Raw genomic sequence first — 16,419 nt, forward strand, 5'->3', positions numbered from 1 at the left:
TGGCTTGCCTGCGATGGCGGTGTATCAGTCACACACATGGGTGCCTGACACACCGCCATCGCAGGCAAGCCAGCTCCCACATTTGTTCCGTGGCGCCTGATAGACTCCCCTCACGTCCCCGCCGCGAGCCGCGCCCATGCTCCATGTGCTATTCAGCGTTTATTTGAAGATGCTGGTGCTCTACAGCCCCTTCTTCGTGCTCTCCTGCTTTATCAGCCTGACCCGCGGCTACTCCAGCAAGGAACGTCGACGCCTGGCCTGGAAAGTGGCCCTCGCTACCCTGGTCTCGAGCGTGTTGCTGTACCTGTTCGGCCGGGTGATTTTCAGTGTGTTCGGCATCACCGTCGACGCCTTCCGCATCGGCGCCGGCAGTGTGCTGTTTATCTCGGCGCTGGGCATGGCCCAAGGCAAGTCGGCGGTGCAGACCGACAACGTGCAGCAGGACGTGACCATCGTGCCGCTGACCATTCCCCTGACCGTCGGCCCCGGCACCATCGGTGCACTGCTGGTGATGGGCGTCAGCCAGCCGCATTGGGACGACAAGATCACCGCCATCCTCAGCATTGCCCTGGCCAGCCTTACGGTGGGCGTGGTGCTGTACCTGTCCAACCGTATCGAACGTATCCTCGGCGACCAGGGCTTGCAGATTGTCAGCCGCTTGATGGGGTTGTTTGTGTGTGCCCTGGCCGCGCAAATCATCTTCACCGGGGTACGCGGCTACCTGGTGCCGTAGATCAAATCCTGTATTTGGCGATGGCCAGGCGGACCTTGTCCCCTGCGCTGTCACGCAGCAGTTGAATCGTGGCCTCGTTGACCACTGAGCTGTTCAGCACCAGGCACGTGCGGCCGCTGAAGGCTTCGATTGACGCACTGTCCCACTCCAGAAACGGCACGCCCAACTGCTTGCTGACGCCGTGGGAGCTGTAGGTCACCAGCACCATCGAGATCTCCCCCGCGGTTTCCGAGCAGGACGCCAGGCCGAAATCGCCGCCGTCACGCACGGTGGTATTTCGTTTGAATAACTCAAACGAGTCCGGGAGTTGCTTCAAGGCTTCAACCGCATCCCCCACCAACTTGGGCAGCGCACTGATCAACGGCCCCGACAGGAACGTCGAGGCCACGGTGGCCGCCACCAGGTTCAGGGCCGCCAACTGCACCGACAGCCCTTTGCGGGTGGTATACACCCGCTCGAAACTGCTCCGGACCGGCATCCAGCCCAGGCTGCTCATGACCTTGATGAATTCGTTGTACCAGGCTTCTGTTCCGCGGGCGATCCGCAACACGTCGCTGACGTAGCTGCTCGCCAGCAAATAGCTTTTGCGGGTGTATTCCTTGTTAAGGCTGGTCATGCCGTCCACGAACGACATGACGCTGTTGTTCACTACCGCCGCATTCAACTCATCATCCCCCTCAGGTGTCACCAACGGGCTCAACCCCGGTGATGGTTTGGACGCGCCTGGAAGCCGATAAGCGGCAATCAGCTTCCTCCTTTTTGCGCTGTTGATTCGTCTGTCATTTCGCTCCATAGCCATTTCTCCATAACCCCCAACATGGGGCTTAACGCCAACACTAGTCGAGTTGCCAGGGATTTTTAGCAGCTGCAAATTGACGAACGAACGCGCTGCACTGCGCAGGAAAAATCACCGTGAGCCGCAACGCTCAGTAAATGCTGGGGATGAACCTGACGTTTGGCCAGACGCTGTAATTTTCTTCAGCGAGTAGAGAAAGGTACGACTCGACACGACGCAAAAAGCGCTCGGCAAGCAGACCTTTCTTCCAGCACCGAATGACTTTTTGAAGGTGGCCCCATTGCGGGGCCAGCGTTTTTCAGGAGGCGGGCTTCTCGCCATACCACCGTGGCGTGTACACCCACTCGCCGCCATCGGCGCGGGGGAACACGCAAGTGGTGGACGAACCGATCAGCACCATGGTGCGCATGTCCACCTGCTCCGGCGTCAGTTGCCCCAGCGTCGTGACGCGCAGGGTCTGGCCCGGGCGGCCAATATCGCGGCCCAGCACCACTGGCGTTTCGGCCGTGCGATGCTGCGCGACGATTTCCAGGGCGCGCCCCAACTGCCAGGGCCGCGCACGGGAAATCGGATTGTAGAACGCCAGCGCCAGGTCGGCCTGGGAGGCCAGGTCCAAGCGCTTCTCAATGATTGCCCACGGTTTGAGGTTGTCCGACAGCGACATCACACAGAAGTCATGCCCCAGCGGTGCACCCGCCTGCGCAGCGGTGGCGAGTGAGGCCGACACCCCCGGCAAGATCTCCAGGTCGACCTGATGCCAGGCCGGGTCGCTGGAGTCGTGCAAGGCCTCGATCACCGCAGCCGCCATGGCAAACACCCCCGGGTCACCCGAGGACACCACCACCACCGAACGCCCCTGCGCCGCCAACTCAAAGGCGTGACGGGCGCGCTGCATCTCTTCGCGGTTATCGGTGCAATGCTGGACCTGGTCCGGGCGGAACGGCCCGGCCATACGTACATAGGTTTCGTAACCCAGCACATCGGTGCAGCGGGCCAGTTCGGCCTTGACCGCCGGCACCATCAGTTCGGCAGCGCCGGGGCCCAGACCGATGACCGCCAGGCGCCCACGGGGGCGACCGATCAAGGACAGGTCCAGGGGTGCATCGGCCACCGTAATGGCGATGTCCGCCTGGGTCGCCAAACCGGCGAAGCGCAACGGCACGCCCAACTCGATTGAAGCCTCCTGCAACGACGAATCGGCCATCTCGGTTTCAGCCGCCAGCAAACACGCCAGGGACTGCACCGCGAGCCCTGCGTCCTGCAACGCCGCACGAATGCGCGCGGACAATTGCGGCCCCGGCTGGCAGGTGACCAGCACATTCTTTGGATAAATCAGCAGCTCGTTCGGCGCAGGCGTGCGCTCGGCGCTGCCGACGTGAATCGCCAGGCGCGCCAACTGATCCTGCGGCAAGTTGGCCTGATCCAGCCACGGCGCGGCGCCTTCGATACGCACCGATTCACCCGCCAGCAAGTCGGAAACGAAACGCTTGCCCAACTCCAGATCACCCAGTTGATAACCGCTGGGCGGGTTGAGCAGGCAGGTGCCGAAACGCAGCTCGCCGCTGGTAGTGATCGCCGCGGCAACGCCCAAGGCGGCGGCAATTTCCCGCGCCAGCACGTTCACGCCACCGAGGCCACCAAGCAACGGCACGACCGCGCTGCCGTCTTCGGCGACCGCCAGCACGGCAGGCTCGACGCCTTTCTCCAACAACAGCGGCGCCAGGGTGCGGATCACAATCCCGGCGGCGCACAACGCGATAATCGGCGTGCCCTGTTGATACAGCTGGCGCACGGTGGCGCCGAATTCCTTATAGGCCTGATCTGCGCCCTCGACCCGTCCGGCCAGGCCGTGGATCAACGCGTCGGGGTACAGCTGCTGGATAGCCCGGGCAGTGGCGAGGCTGCCCTGCCCCAGGATGACAATCGCGGGAGCCGTCATCAGCCTTGCCACCTTTCGCCGGGAACGATGATCAGCGAGAAGTACGGCGAGGACGTTGGATCGACGTCGCTCAGGGCAACGATTTTCTGATTGGCCATGGTCGCGCGCTCGACGTACAACGCCCGGTTCGCCAACCCCAACTCTTCCAATACCTGGCGTACCTTGGTGAAGTTGCGCCCCAGCTTCATGATCACCGCCGCATCGGCATCCGCCAGGCGACGCTTGAGCTCGTCATGGGGCAACACGCCGGAGAGCACCGACAGGCTCTGGTTGCGATACACCAACGGCGCACCCAGTACCGACGCACCACCAAGCATCGAGCACACGCCCGGGATCACCTGGGCTTCGTAGTGCTCGGCCAGGCGGTCATGCAAATACATGTAGGAGCCGTAGAAGAACGGGTCGCCTTCGCAAATCACCGCCACATCGCGCCCGGCGTCCAGGTGCGCGGCAACATCGACACTGGCGGTGTCGTAGAAATCGCTGATCACCTGCTCGTAGGACAGCGGCGCCGGCAGAACTTCAGTGGTCACCGGGTACACCAGCGGCATCAGGGTTTGCTGTGGCACCAAATGGTCTTCGATGATGCCGAAGGCGTTGCCCTTTTTGCCCTTGGCCACGAAGTACGCCACCACCGGCGATTCACGCAGCAGGCGCAGGGCCTTGAGGGTAATAAGTTCCGGGTCACCGGGGCCTACGCCCAGGCCAATCAAACGTCCGCGTGCCGGCATTATTCGACCTCCGTGGCCAAGGCGTTGACCGCAGCGGCCGCCATCGCACTGCCGCCCAGGCGGCCCTGCATGATCACGAACGGTACGCCACGGCTGTCTGCGGCAAGCATAGCCTTGGATTCGGCGGCGCCAACAAACCCCACCGGGAACCCGAGGATCAGTGCAGGTTTTGGCGCGCCGGCGTCGAGCATTTCCAGCAGGTAGAACAAGGCAGTCGGCGCATTGCCGATCACCACCACACTGCCTTCCAGGTGCGGGCGCCACAATTCCAGGGCGGCGGCGGAGCGGGTGTTGCCCAGCTCACGCGCCAGCTCCGGCACGCTGTCATCGCGCAGGGTGCAGATCACCGGGTTGTTGGCAGGCAGGCGGGTGCGGGTCACGCCTTCGCAAACCATCCGCGCATCACACAGGATCGGCGCACCAGCCGCCAGCGCTTCACGACCGGCCTTGCCGGCACCTTCGGAAAATTGCAGGCCGTCGATGGCATCGACCATGCCGCAGGCATGAATTACCCGCACGGCGAGTTTTTCCAGGTCGGCAGGAATGCGATCCAACTTGGCTTCTGCGCGAATGATCGCGAAGGAGTTGCGATAGATCTCCTGACCGTCGCGGATGTAATCAATCATCGGTGTTGCTCCGTGGGTGGGCGCGCAACAAGGCGCCCGCCGCTTCAATAGAAAGAGAGCGCGCGTGCAGGCGACCGAAACCGGGTTGGCCTGCATCGCGAAAATAGAGGTCGTAATGGCCGGGGCTCACGGCCAGCAACGTGACCGGCGCGGTGTGCGCAGCGGCGCAGGACCGTGAACAGCCGGACAGGTGCACGCTGTGGCCGGGCGCAAGCGTCGCCAGTTGCAGCGCGTCGGCCTTGGTGTTTGCCAGGCCTTTGGCGCAACCGCTTGCACCGGTGCAGGCGATCAGGCGCGCCAGGGGGTGGTCCACTGAACACAGAAAACCAAGCTGTTCCAGGCGCTCGGTGACAGCCGCCGCCTCCCGGACATTGGGCAGCAGCAGGCCTTGCCATGGTGTGAAACGCAGGGTGGCGTCGCCATGCTCGACCGCCAGTTGCGCGGCGCCCCTGAGCATCGCCGAATCCAGGCGGCCCAAGGGCGCAACGGCGGCGACGTAGACCTGATTTTTTTGGCGCTGTGGATAACTTCCCAGGTACAGCGGCGCGGGGTTGGTGCGCCGTGAAAAGCCGTCAACTGCCTGCAATGGCAGGTTTAGCCGCCCGAGAAAGTTATCCACAGGTGTTTCGGCCAGCAGGTGCCGCATACGGGTTTGATCCGGCCGGGCCAGTTCAAGGAACAGCTCCAGCACCGCCACCACCAATGCATGGCCTTGCGCTAAAGGCACTGCGGCCAATGGCGCATCCTGCGCCGGGCAGCCTGCCAGGCCGAACGCCAACAGCGTCTCGCCATGGGTGTCGAACGCCGACAGCCACAGGTCGTGATGATGTTCGAGCATGGCCAGCGCTTCACCACCGTCCAGTTGCACCGCGAACTTGGCCGACAACGCATGGAAACGCGGGTGGGTTTCCAGGGTGGCGAGGATCTGGTCCGCCAACAGCCGGGTATCGAACAGCATGTCGCGGTCGATGCCGGCGCTGGGACTGAGCATCAGGTTGCGCACATCGTCCCCGGCGGCGCTCTTGGGGCCCAGGTCAGCGGCAAGCAGGGCAGCGATCAGCGCGTCTTGCCCGGCGCCTATCCCGCGAATTTGCAGGTTGGCGCGGTTGGTCGCCTCGATCACCCCGCCGGCATGGGCCTGGGCCGCTTCTGCGACGGCAAATGCCTGCTTGGCGCTGATCGAACCACCAGCCAGTTTGATCCGGCAAATCCCGCCATCCAACGCCTGGACAATACGCAGCAACCCCGGACAGGCCGAGGGGCGCAAGGTAGTGGACAGTGGTGTTGGTTTCACAGGGCTACCGGTTCACGGGTAAAGGCGCGGTATTATGCCTGCTTTGTCCGGCGGCATGAAAAGCCTGCCCGTCGGATGTCGTTCAAGGAATTCATATGTCGCCCTGGCTGACGGTAGTAGGCATCGGTGAAGACGGCTTCAAGGGCTTGGGCAGAAACGCCCGGCACGCCCTGTTGCGCGCCTCGGTAATTGTAGGCGGCCAACGTCAGTTGGACCTGTTGCCGGTGTGTATCCGTGGCGAACGCCAATTGTGGCCCAGCCCGTTTTCCCTGGACCCTGTGTTGGCCAAACGCGGCGAAGCGGTGTGTGTGCTGGCCAGCGGCGACCCGATGTTCTATGGCGTGGGCGCGAGCCTGGCGCGACACATTCCTGCCGATGAGCTGCTGATTCTGCCCGCGCCCTCCTCCGTGTCCCTGGCGGCGGCGCGGTTGGGCTGGCCGTTGCAGGACGTGGTGACGCTGTCGGTGGTTGCGCGGCCGTTGGCGGCGCTGAATGTGCATCTGGCCAGCGGCGTGCGTGTGCTGGTGTTGAGCAATGACGGCCAGAGCCCGGCGGCGATGGCTGCGCAGTTGGCCGAGCGTGGGTTTGGCGCAAGTCGCCTGAGCGTGTTTGAGCATCTGGGCGGCCCGGATGAGCGCCGCATCGACGGCATCGCCCGGGATTGGCCAGGCGAACCGATTGCCGCATTGAACCTGGTGGCCATCGACTGCGTGGCAGACGCCAACACACCACGCCTGTCCCGCCTGGCCGGGCTGCCGGACTCGGCGTTCAAGCACGACGGCCAACTGACCAAGCGCGACGTGCGCGCCATGACGCTCGCCCGCCTCGCGCCAATGCCCGGTGAACTGCTGTGGGACGTGGGCGCGGGCAGCGGCTCCATCGGGATCGAATGGATGCGTGCCCATCCCAGTTGCCGCGCGCTGGCCATCGAGGCCGACGACGGGCGGCAACGGTTGATCGAACACAACCGTGATGCCCTTGGCGTACCCGGCCTGCAGTTGATTCGCGGCACCGCGCCCCACGCACTCGCAGGCCTGGAAGCGCCCGACGCGATCTTCATCGGCGGCGGCGTGACCCGCGACGGCGTGCTCGACACCTGCTGGCACCACCTGCGCCCCGGCGGCCGGCTGGTGGCCAACGCCGTGACCCTGCAAAGCGAAATGACCCTGATGGCCTGGCGCGAACAACACGGCGGCGAACTCACCCGCATTCATGTGGCCCAGGCCCAGCCACTGGGGGACTTTGATACCTGGCGCCAGGCGCTGCCGATCACCTTGCTGGAAGTGATCAAGCCGTTATGAAACGCATCCTGCTGTTAGGCGGTGTGACGGAAGCCCTGGCCATCGCCCGCACACTGGGGCCCGAGCATATCTACAGCCTGGCGGGCGTCGGGCGCGTTCCGAGCGACCTTACGTGCCAGGTGCGCGTCGGCGGCTATGGCGGCGCTGAAGGCCTGGCGCAATTTATTCGTGAAGAAGGCATTGAGCTGGTGCTGGACGCCACTCATCCGTATGCCGCGCAGATCAGCGCCAACGCGGCCCATGCCGCGGGTATGTGCGGTATTCCATGCTGGGCCCTGCGCCGCCCGGCGTGGCAGCCACAGGCCGGTGATGACTGGCGCGAAGTCAGTGACTGGGCGGAGTTGATCGAAGCGCTCAAGCCATTCAAGCGACCGCTGTTCACGTTGGGCCGCGAACCGTTGCAACACCTCGACGAAATCCCCGCCGACCAGTTCTGGACGTTGCGCGCACTGGATGTGTACCCCGGCAATGAACGCTGCGAAGTGATCGGCGCCCGTGGGCCGTTTTTGATCGAGGATGAGCGGGCGTTGTTCGAGCGGCGGCAGATTGATGTGCTGATCAGCAAGAACAGCGGCAGCAGCGCCACGGAGCCGAAGTTGGAAGTGGCAAGGGAGCGTGGGGTGCCGGTGTTGGTGTTGAAGCGGCCGGTGTTGGCGCAGGTGGATCGGGAGTTCACGACCGTCAACTCGGTACTGGAAGCATTCCAGTCTGTATGACGCAACACGAAACAAATGTGGGAGCTGGCTTGCCTGCGATACAGACGACGCAGTCGTTCAGATACACCGCAGCGATGCCATCGCAGGCAAGCCAGCTCCCACACTAATCTGCGTCGGTCAGTTAGCTCCTCGCGGCGGCCGTCTGTCCGGCTGCATCGTGCACCCGATCAGCCAGCAACTCCGCCAGTTCGATCAACTGAGCGACACCCAACAACTCCTCTCGCTTCGATCCTTCCAGGCTAAACGCCAAGTCGCAACTCAGCGCGTTGGCCGAGGCAAGTGTTTCAATGAGGTTGACCAACAGGTCTTCGGTGCTGATTCCATCGGCTACGGTGAACAGCCGAAAGGGGGGATTGGGGGTAGGTTTAATCATTGTGAAGCTCCGGAGAAGTACAAAGGAGCTACCACTGATCGCCGCGATGCGATGGGGTGGTAGCTGTACGCGGGTTCGCGGACCGGCTCTCCAGAACACCGGCATACCCGAAGGTATCCCGCGCACAGCCACCATAGTGCCGCACAGTAGACGATAAAAAAGCGCCAACTGAAAGGACACGATGACGCTTTTGCGTCTGAAGAAATCCGGGCCGCGACGCCCGACCGCTGAGTTTGCAGCGGTGTACGGAGACTAGAGATTGCGTTTCCTAGGGACAACCTCAAATCACTGTCGGAAATTTCTGTGGAGGGCCTCCACATTCGAATCGGAAACAATCCAAACTGTGGGAGCTGGCTTGCCTGCGATAGCATCACCTCGATCCAGCAGGAAGACCGAGTCGCCTGTATCGCAGGCAAGCCAGCTCCCACAGCGTTCAGCTGTCGCACTGAACATCGCGGCCCATTTGAAAAGAATGGAAATCCTTGATTCCCGTCTATCCTGAACCCCAGCACTGCGACACCAAACCACACCGTCCCTTTTTACTTATCCCCCCCGATCAGGCTAAATACGCACCTGATCGATTAACCCTACGGATCGTCCGCCATGGCCCGTCAACGCTTTGCATTTGCCTGGATCGCCTGCTTTGCAGTGCTGTTCAATGCGTTTGCCATGCCGGTGGCCGGGGCGATGCAGCGTTCGAACAATTCCCTCGACCAGCTGTTGTGGGGCAGTTTCTGTTCTTCCAACGGTACAAAGCTGACGGCGATTGCCCTGGGCAAGCTGGACATTCCGGCGCCGCAGCAGGACGATCACTCCACCATGCAGCATTGCTGGTGCTGCTCGGGCTCGGCGCCATTAGTGGCATTGCCGGGGCACTCACCAACACTGTATTTCGCAAGATTCGACGCGGTGCAAGACCTGCCACCGCCGTCGCTGCAATCCCCCACCCCGCGCCAGCAATGGCCGAGCCTTAACCCCCGCGCCTCCCCAACGGTCTGATTTCTTCGCAAGTGAACTGCGTTTAGAACCGTTCTGGAGAACTGCCATGCTCAAATCTTCCCTGCTTCTGGCTGCGTTGTTGCTGCCGGTGTGTGCTGCTGCCAATGCCGAAGACTTCAAGGTCGGCGAACTGGTGGTCAGCGAACCCTGGTCCCAGGAACTGCCGCCCAACGCGCCAACCGTCGCGGCATATTTCGTGATTCATAACCAGGGCGAGAATGCGGATCGCCTGCTCAGCGTCGACACGCCCGTGGCCGCCAAGGCCGAGCTGCATGAGCATGTGATGCAGGGCGATTTGATGAAGATGCAGCAGGTGACCAGCGTCGCGGTGCCGGCCAAAGGTGACCTGACGTTCGCGCCCATGGCCTACCACGTGATGCTGCTGGGCCTGAAGGACCGCAGCGTATTGCGCGACGGCCAGCATTTCCCGCTGACCCTGAATTTCGAGAAAGCCGGGCCGGTGAAGGTGGAAGTGTCGGTGCAGAAGCAACCGCCCATGGCCGGCCATGAGCACATGCACGCCCAGTAGATAATCCTTCATGGGCGCCACTCGCGCCAGGTTGTCCCCGCCCCGCCGTAAGCCAATGAGCCTGCTGCGCGGCAGCTGGATCAGCCTGTTCGCCATGCTGATGATCTTTATCGGTCCGCTGATTTCCCAAGCGATGCCGATGGATCATCACGCCGGCATGTCCATGGAAATGTCCATGGACGCCCCGAGCTGCCATGGCGACGTAAAGCCTGCGACCGACCACAACAAGGCCCCCGACGAACACCACGTGCTCTGGGAAAAGTGCGGCTATTGCAGCCTGCTCTTCAGTTGCCCGGCGCTGCCTGGCAGCGTGTCGTTTGTCACCCTCGCCAGCCCGCCGCCTGCCAATGCCATAACCCCCGCGCCACGCCTGGGCCATGCCCGGCAAACCGTGTTCCCCGGCGCCCGTAGTCGCGCCCCACCCATCATCGCGTAAGCCCTTCAAACCGTTACTTCACCCCGGCCGACTTTAGACAGACAGCCGCAGGCTGCTGGCCGTGTTGTTTACGAATGAATGATGGAATTTTTCATGTCCAGGTTTTCTGCTGACACCCGCTTGGGATGTACTCCCGTGTTCGCCGTTCTGTGTGGCGCGCTGCTGGTTCCACAGGCCCACGCCGACCAGCCCGACAACGAACTGAGCCCCACGGTGATCACGGCGATCGCCCCCAGCTCGCCGCTGACGATCGTCACCAACCCCAAGGACCCGCGCCAACCGGTGCCCGCCAGCGATGGCGGCGATTACCTCAAGACCATCCCCGGCTTCGCCCTGGTGCGCAACGGTGGCACCAACGGCGACCCGGTGCTGCGCGGCATGTTCGGCTCACGCCTGAACATCCTCACCAACGGCAGCATGATGCTCGGCGCGTGCCCGGGCCGGATGGACGCGCCCACTTCCTATATCTCACCGGAAACCTACGACAAGCTGACCGTGATCAAGGGCCCACAAACCGTACTCTGGGGCCCGGGCGCCTCGGCGGGCACGATCCTGTTCGAACGTGAGCCCGAGCAGTTCGGCGAGCTGGGCACGCGGGTCAACGCCAGCATCCTGGCCGGCTCCAACGGGCGCTTCGACAAGATTGTCGACGCCGCAGCCGGCGGGCCATTGGGTTACGTGCGAGTGATCGGCAACCAGGCCCACGCCGATGACTACAAGGACGGCAACAACGACACTGTCGGCTCACGCTACGACAAGTGGAACGGCGACGTAGCCGTGGGCTGGACCCCGGACGCCGACACCCTGCTGGAACTTACCGCCGGCCGGGGCGATGGCGAAGCCCGTTACGCCGGGCGCGGCATGGACGGCTCGCAGTTCTTGCGCGAGAGCCTCGGGCTGCGGTTCGAGAAGTCCAACATCGGCGAGGTGCTGGACAAGGTCGAGGCGCAGGTCTACTACAACTACGCCGACCACGTGATGGATAACTACAGCCTGCGCGTGCCGTCGGGCACCGGGATGATGGCCGGCCCCATGGCCTCCAACGTCGATCGCCGCACCCTCGGCGCCCGCATCAAGGCGACCTGGCGCTGGGCCGATGTGCAGTTGATCAGCGGCCTCGATGCGCAAACCAACGAGCACCGCGAACGCAGTGCCATGGGCGTCGACACCTACAAGGACCTACCCCGCAGCAAGGACGCCAACTTCCATAACTACGGGGTGTTCGGCGAGCTGACCTGGTACGCCGCCGACCGCGACCGGGTGATCACCGGTGCCCGTGTCGACCGCGCCTCGGCCAAGGACTTCCGGCAAACCCTCGACACCGGGATGATGAGCAGCCCCAATCCCACCGCCGACAAAACCCGCGCCGATACACTGCCGTCGGGCTTTGTGCGCTATGAGCACGACCTGGAGCACAGCCCCACCACCGTGTACGCGGGGCTTGGGCATTCGGAACGTTTCCCGGATTACTGGGAGCTGTTTTCACCCAACACCGGCGCGGTCGGTTCGGTGAATGCGTTCGATGGCGTGAAGCCCGAAAAAACCACCCAGCTGGATTTCGGCCTGCAATACAAATCCGCAAACCTGGACGCCTGGGCCTCGGGCTACGTCGGCCAGGTGCGTGACTTCATCCTGTTCGACTACCAGCCGGGAATGATGGGCACCACCTCCCAGGCGCGCAATGTGGATGCGCGGATCATGGGCGCAGAATTGGGCGCGGCGTACAAGCTGACCGCCAACTGGAAGGCCGACGCCACCTTCGCCTACGCCTGGGGCAAGAACAGCAGCGACGGCAAACCGCTGCCGCAGATCCCGCCCCTGGATGCGCGCTTCGGACTGACCTACAGCCAGGACGACTGGAGCGCTGGCGCCTTGTGGCGAGTAGTCGCGGCGCAAAACCGCATCGACCAGAACAAGGGCAACGTGGTGGGTAAGGACTTCGACAAGAGTGCGGGGTTTGGCGTGTTCTCGCTGAACGCGGCGTATCGCATCAACAAGAATTTCAAGGTCAGTACCGGCGTCGACAACCTGTTCGGCAAGGCGTACGCCGAGCACCTGAACCTGGCCGGTAACGCCGGGTTCGGCTACCCGGCCAATGACCCGCAAGCCATCAAGGAACCGGGGCGCACGCTCTGGACCAAGGTGGACATGAGCTTCTAAGCGCATCGCAGGCAAGCCAGCTCCCACAGTTGCAATGCATTCCCCCTGTGGGAGTGGGCTTGCCCGCGATGGCGTCCTCGATAACACAAAAAATCCAAGCCTTTGCGGAGCACACCCTGATGAACCCACCGAAGATTTCCTTCTACAACATGGCCTGGCGCTGGCATTTCTACGCCGGGCTGTTTGTTGCGCCGTTCATGGTGTTGCTGGCCCTGACCGGCATCATCTACCTGTTCAAGCCTCAGCTCGACCCGCTGATGTACGGCAACCTGCTGACGGTGCAAAGCGCCGAACACGCAATGAGCGCCGACGAGCTACTGCAACGCGCCCAGGCCGCCTACCCACAAGGCAAAATCAGTAAGTACCTGCCCCCCGCCGACGCCACCAGCAGCGCGCAGTTCGTGATGCACAACGACGGCCGCGAAGTGACTGTATTCGTCGACCCGTATCGCGGCGCCGTGCTCGGTGAACAGGACGCCAAGTACAACCTGCAAGCCATTGCCCGCGCGCTGCATGGCGAGTTGATGATCGGCACCGTCGGTGATCGCCTGGTGGAACTGGCCGCCGGCTGGGGCGTGATGCTGGTGATCTCGGGCGTGTATTTGTGGTGGCCGCGGGGTCAATCGGCAGCCGGTATTTTGTGGCCACGCCTGGGCAGTCGCGGCCGCCTGTTCTGGCGGGACCTGCATGCGGTGGTCGGCTTCTGGGGCGCGGCGTTCCTGCTGGTGATGCTATTCAGCGGCATGACCTGGACTGGTTTCTGGGGCAAGCAATACGCCGAGCTGTGGAATAAATTTCCGGCGGCGATGTGGAACAACGTGCCTCAGTCTGACCAGCAGGCCCGCAGCCTCAACACGGCAACGCAGCAGACCGTGCCATGGGCTATGGAAAACACCCCGATGCCGATGTCTGGCGAGCATGCCGAACACATGCAGCATGGCGGCATGACCCAAGGCCCGGCCGCGCCCACCGTCAGCCTGCAACAGGTGGTCGACCTCGCCAACTCACGCAAGGTCGAGCCCGGCTACAGCATCACCTTCCCCACCACCGCCGAAGGCGTTTTCACCATCGCAGTGTTCGCCAACGACCCGCGCAACGACGCCACCCTGCATGTCGACCAATACACCGGCAAGGTCCTGGCCGATGTGCGCTGGGAGCACTACAACAGCGTGGCGCGGGTTACCGAATCCGGCGTGATGCTGCACGAGGGCAAGATGTTTGGCGTAATCAACCAGATCATCGTGCTGCTGATTTGCCTGATGATCCTGCTCAGTGCCGTCAGCGGCCTGGTGATCTGGTGGAAGCGCCGGCCGCAGGGTAGCCTCGGGGTTCCGCCGTTGCGCCACGACCTGCCGAAATGGAAAACCGCGATGGCGATCATGCTTGGGCTGGCGATTGTCTTTCCGCTGGTGGGCGCCTCGTTGATCGTGGTCTGGGCACTGGATCGACTGGTGCTTTCGCGGCTTATTGGCCAAGGTGAATCTGCCTCAGGTTCAGCGTGAACCAGACGAGATGCCCTGCCTGGAGGCGTTATGTAGTCTTGGGCGGGCTTTCGCTCACGCCGCACAAAGTGTTACATTATAACACTTGATGCATCCCCTACTCGCCGCGCGCTGCGGCGAGTACCGCCTCGAAGAAGCGATTTATCGTCCGATGAACAACTACCTTGCGTCCGGCTTGTGCCTGCTCGCGCTGCAAAACAGTGCCCAGGCCCTGACTCTTCCCGCCAGTGCCGTCTCTGCCCCGGCCGTCAATGAGGAGTACGTCGACCTGAAAACCCCGACCACGGCAGGTTCGCGCCTGAACCTCACGGCCCTGCAAACCCCGGGCAGTGTTGAAAGCCAGACGGGCGAGCAGATACGCGCGCGGGGCGATGCCACGGTGCAGGACGCCATTTCCCGGGCCACCGGCATCAACCGCACCGGCTCGCCGGGCGACGGCGGCACCTCGTTGTCGGCGCGCGGGTTTACCGGCCAGAGTTCGGTGCTGCAACTGTACGACGGTGCCCGCATGTTTGATGGCGCGGGCACTTCCACCTTCCCGGTCGACACTTGGTCGGTAGAGCGGGTAGACGTACTGCGCGGCCCGGCCTCGGTAATGTACGGCCAGGGCGCCACCGGCGCGGTGATCAATACCCTGCCGAAGAAACCCTTCGAAGGCGAGATCGAAAACCACGTCCGCCTGGGCTACGGCTCTTATGATCGCCAGCAACAAGCCCTCGACAGCGGCGGCTCGCTGACCGACACCCTGAGCTACCGCCTGAACATCAACCGCCTGCGCAGCAACGGTTTCATCGACCGCGGCGAGTCCTCCAGCGACTTTGTCAGCGCTGCCCTGCGCTGGCAGGCGGCGGATGACCTGAGCTTCACGCTCTCCACCGACTACGGCGACCAGACCCCGCAAAACTATTACGGCACACCGCTGATCAACGGCCAGTTGCACAAGGGCCTGCGCGACAAGAACTACAACGTCAGCAACGACACCCAGCATTACAACGACCAGTGGACACGCCTGGCCAGCGAGTGGCAGATCAACGACAACGTCAGCGCCAGCAACGAACTGTCGTACCTGAAAAACCAGCGCCGCTGGCAGAACGCCGAGAGCTACAACTACGTCAACGCCAGCCTGGTGCGTGCAGACTACCTGGGCATCAAGCACAACCAGGAACAGGTCGGCGACCGCCAGACCTTCACCTTCAAACACATGCTGTTCGGCCTCGACAGCCAGACCGTGACGGGCGTTGAATACAACCGCATTCGCTTCCGCCTGGCCAGTAACGCGCCATTTAATGATCTGACGGATGGCCAGCCAGTCGACATCCTGCATCCGGTGCCACAGCCGTTTGAAAGCGCCGACGCGTTCAAGCCGCAGTCCGTCAGCACCACCAAACAGCTCGCTGCTTTCGCCGAAAACCGCCTGCAACTGACCGACAAACTGTCGTTGGTCACGGGCGTGCGCCGCGACTACGTCCACATCGACCGCCAATCCCTGATGGATGGCAGCGACGCCGACAAAACCTTTACCGGTAACAACTGGAAGGCCGGCCTGGTCTACGCGATCACCCCGGACACCTCGGTGTATGGCCAGTACGCCACCAGCACCGACGGCGTCGGCAGCCTGATCACCTTGGACGCCAACCAGCAGCAGTTCGGCCTGTCCACGGCCAGGCAAACCGAAATCGGCATCAAGCAGGCGTTCTGGGATGCGCGTGGCGAATGGACCCTGGCGGCCTACCACATCGTCAAAAAGAAACTACTGACCGATGTGCCAGGCACCGACCTCAAGGAACAAGTCGGCCAACAGTCTTCCAACGGCCTGGAAGCCAGCCTCGACCTGCAACTGCCGAACGCCTGGCAACTGCAAGCCAACGCGGCCATCGTGCGGGCGCAGTACGACGACTTTTCCGAAGAGGTCAATGGCCAACAAGTGTCCCGCGACGGCAACCGCCCAACCGACGTACCGCATCGCACCGCCAACCTGTGGTTGAGCAAAGCCCTCACTGACGACGTGCGCGCCGGTGCCGGTGTGCGCTACGTGGACGCGCGGTATGCCGACACCGCCAACACCAGCGAGGTGCCGAGCTACACCGTGGTGGACGCCACCGTGTCATGGAAAGCCATGCACAACACGACATTGGGCCTGCAATTGAATAACCTGTTCGACCGCACCTACGCCGTCAGCCAATACAATAACGGCCAGCAATGGATCCTGGGTGAACCCAGGTCGTTGTTTGTGACGGCCGACTACACCTTTTAATTGAATGCGACACTGTCCAATGTGTTGGAC

The 16,419-nt window shown here is 62.9% G+C and carries 15 protein-coding genes; 9 read left to right on the top strand and 6 right to left on the bottom strand.

Annotation, left to right across the window (positions count from 1 at the left end; genetic code table 11):
- Nucleotides 1–136: 136 nt before the first annotated feature.
- Complete coding sequence (locus ACZRN6_RS17840) at nt 137–733, top strand: MarC family protein (RefSeq protein WP_003217330.1); 597 nt, start codon at nt 137–139, stop codon at nt 731–733.
- A gap of 1 nt (nt 734) precedes the next feature.
- On the opposite strand, the gene ACZRN6_RS17845 is transcribed toward ACZRN6_RS17840, so the two are convergent.
- The 5 genes from ACZRN6_RS17845 to cobG form a co-directional block, all read right to left on the bottom strand.
- On the bottom strand, nt 735–1,526 hold the full coding sequence (locus tag ACZRN6_RS17845; RefSeq protein ID WP_322143051.1) for a hypothetical protein: 792 nt from the start codon (nt 1,524–1,526) through the stop codon (nt 735–737).
- A gap of 301 nt (nt 1,527–1,827) precedes the next feature.
- Nucleotides 1,828–3,468, bottom strand: coding sequence for a precorrin-3B C(17)-methyltransferase (cobJ, locus tag ACZRN6_RS17850; protein WP_464008416.1), 1,641 nt, complete (start codon nt 3,466–3,468; stop codon nt 1,828–1,830).
- Nucleotides 3,468–4,199 (bottom strand): precorrin-2 C(20)-methyltransferase, encoded by a 732-nt coding sequence (locus tag ACZRN6_RS17855; protein ID WP_322143049.1) that lies wholly within the window; start codon nt 4,197–4,199, stop codon nt 3,468–3,470. Before ACZRN6_RS17855 ends, cobJ begins: the two co-directional genes overlap by 1 nt.
- Nucleotides 4,199–4,825 (bottom strand): precorrin-8X methylmutase, encoded by a 627-nt coding sequence (locus ACZRN6_RS17860; protein ID WP_322143048.1) that lies wholly within the window; start codon nt 4,823–4,825, stop codon nt 4,199–4,201. Before ACZRN6_RS17860 ends, ACZRN6_RS17855 begins: the two co-directional genes overlap by 1 nt.
- On the bottom strand, nt 4,818–6,104 hold the full coding sequence (gene cobG / locus ACZRN6_RS17865) for a precorrin-3B synthase (protein WP_464008451.1): 1,287 nt from the start codon (nt 6,102–6,104) through the stop codon (nt 4,818–4,820). Before cobG ends, ACZRN6_RS17860 begins: the two co-directional genes overlap by 8 nt.
- A 110-nt stretch (nt 6,105–6,214) precedes the next feature.
- Between cobG and cbiE the strand changes: the two genes are divergently transcribed.
- Together cbiE and ACZRN6_RS17875 are read left to right on the top strand one after the other, a co-directional pair.
- The gene (gene cbiE / locus ACZRN6_RS17870) at nt 6,215–7,420 is read left to right on the top strand and encodes a precorrin-6y C5,15-methyltransferase (decarboxylating) subunit CbiE (RefSeq protein ID WP_464008417.1); all 1,206 of its coding nucleotides are present in this window, start codon (nt 6,215–6,217) and stop codon (nt 7,418–7,420) included.
- A complete protein-coding gene (locus ACZRN6_RS17875) occupies nt 7,417–8,136 on the top strand; it encodes a cobalt-precorrin-6A reductase (protein ID WP_464008418.1) in 720 nt (239 codons plus the stop codon). The genes cbiE and ACZRN6_RS17875 overlap by 4 nt, the downstream gene beginning before the upstream one ends.
- A gap of 121 nt (nt 8,137–8,257) precedes the next feature.
- Here ACZRN6_RS17875 and ACZRN6_RS17880 read toward each other — a convergent pair whose 3' ends face one another.
- Nucleotides 8,258–8,509, bottom strand: a complete 252-nt coding sequence (locus ACZRN6_RS17880; RefSeq protein WP_087693137.1) for a DUF6124 family protein — start codon at nt 8,507–8,509, stop codon at nt 8,258–8,260.
- 603 nt (nt 8,510–9,112) lie between these two features.
- Between ACZRN6_RS17880 and ACZRN6_RS17885 the strand changes: the two genes are divergently transcribed.
- The 6 genes from ACZRN6_RS17885 to ACZRN6_RS17910 all read left to right on the top strand — a co-directional run bounded on the left by ACZRN6_RS17885 (nt 9,113) and on the right by ACZRN6_RS17910 (nt 16,389).
- Nucleotides 9,113–9,508 carry a DUF2946 domain-containing protein gene (locus tag ACZRN6_RS17885; RefSeq protein ID WP_464008419.1) on the top strand — a complete coding sequence of 132 codons (396 nt, stop codon included), beginning with the start codon at nt 9,113–9,115 and terminating at the stop codon, nt 9,506–9,508.
- Between the two features lie 46 nt (nt 9,509–9,554).
- Nucleotides 9,555–10,037, top strand: a complete 483-nt coding sequence (locus ACZRN6_RS17890) for a copper chaperone PCu(A)C (protein WP_088424743.1) — start codon at nt 9,555–9,557, stop codon at nt 10,035–10,037.
- Nucleotides 10,038–10,047: 10 nt separating this feature from the next.
- Nucleotides 10,048–10,473, top strand: coding sequence for a DUF2946 domain-containing protein (locus tag ACZRN6_RS17895; protein WP_322143044.1), 426 nt, complete (start codon nt 10,048–10,050; stop codon nt 10,471–10,473).
- 78 nt (nt 10,474–10,551) lie between these two features.
- Complete coding sequence (locus ACZRN6_RS17900; RefSeq protein WP_464008420.1) at nt 10,552–12,633, top strand: TonB-dependent copper receptor; 2,082 nt, start codon at nt 10,552–10,554, stop codon at nt 12,631–12,633.
- A 119-nt stretch (nt 12,634–12,752) separates the two neighbouring features.
- Entirely contained in the window at nt 12,753–14,135 is a 1,383-nt protein-coding gene (locus ACZRN6_RS17905) for a PepSY-associated TM helix domain-containing protein (RefSeq protein WP_464008421.1), read from the top strand.
- A 151-nt stretch (nt 14,136–14,286) separates the two neighbouring features.
- Nucleotides 14,287–16,389, top strand: coding sequence for a TonB-dependent receptor (locus tag ACZRN6_RS17910; RefSeq protein ID WP_464008452.1), 2,103 nt, complete (start codon nt 14,287–14,289; stop codon nt 16,387–16,389).
- The last annotated feature ends 30 nt before the right edge of the window (nt 16,390–16,419 follow it).

Source organism: Pseudomonas sp. A125 (assembly GCF_055409485.1).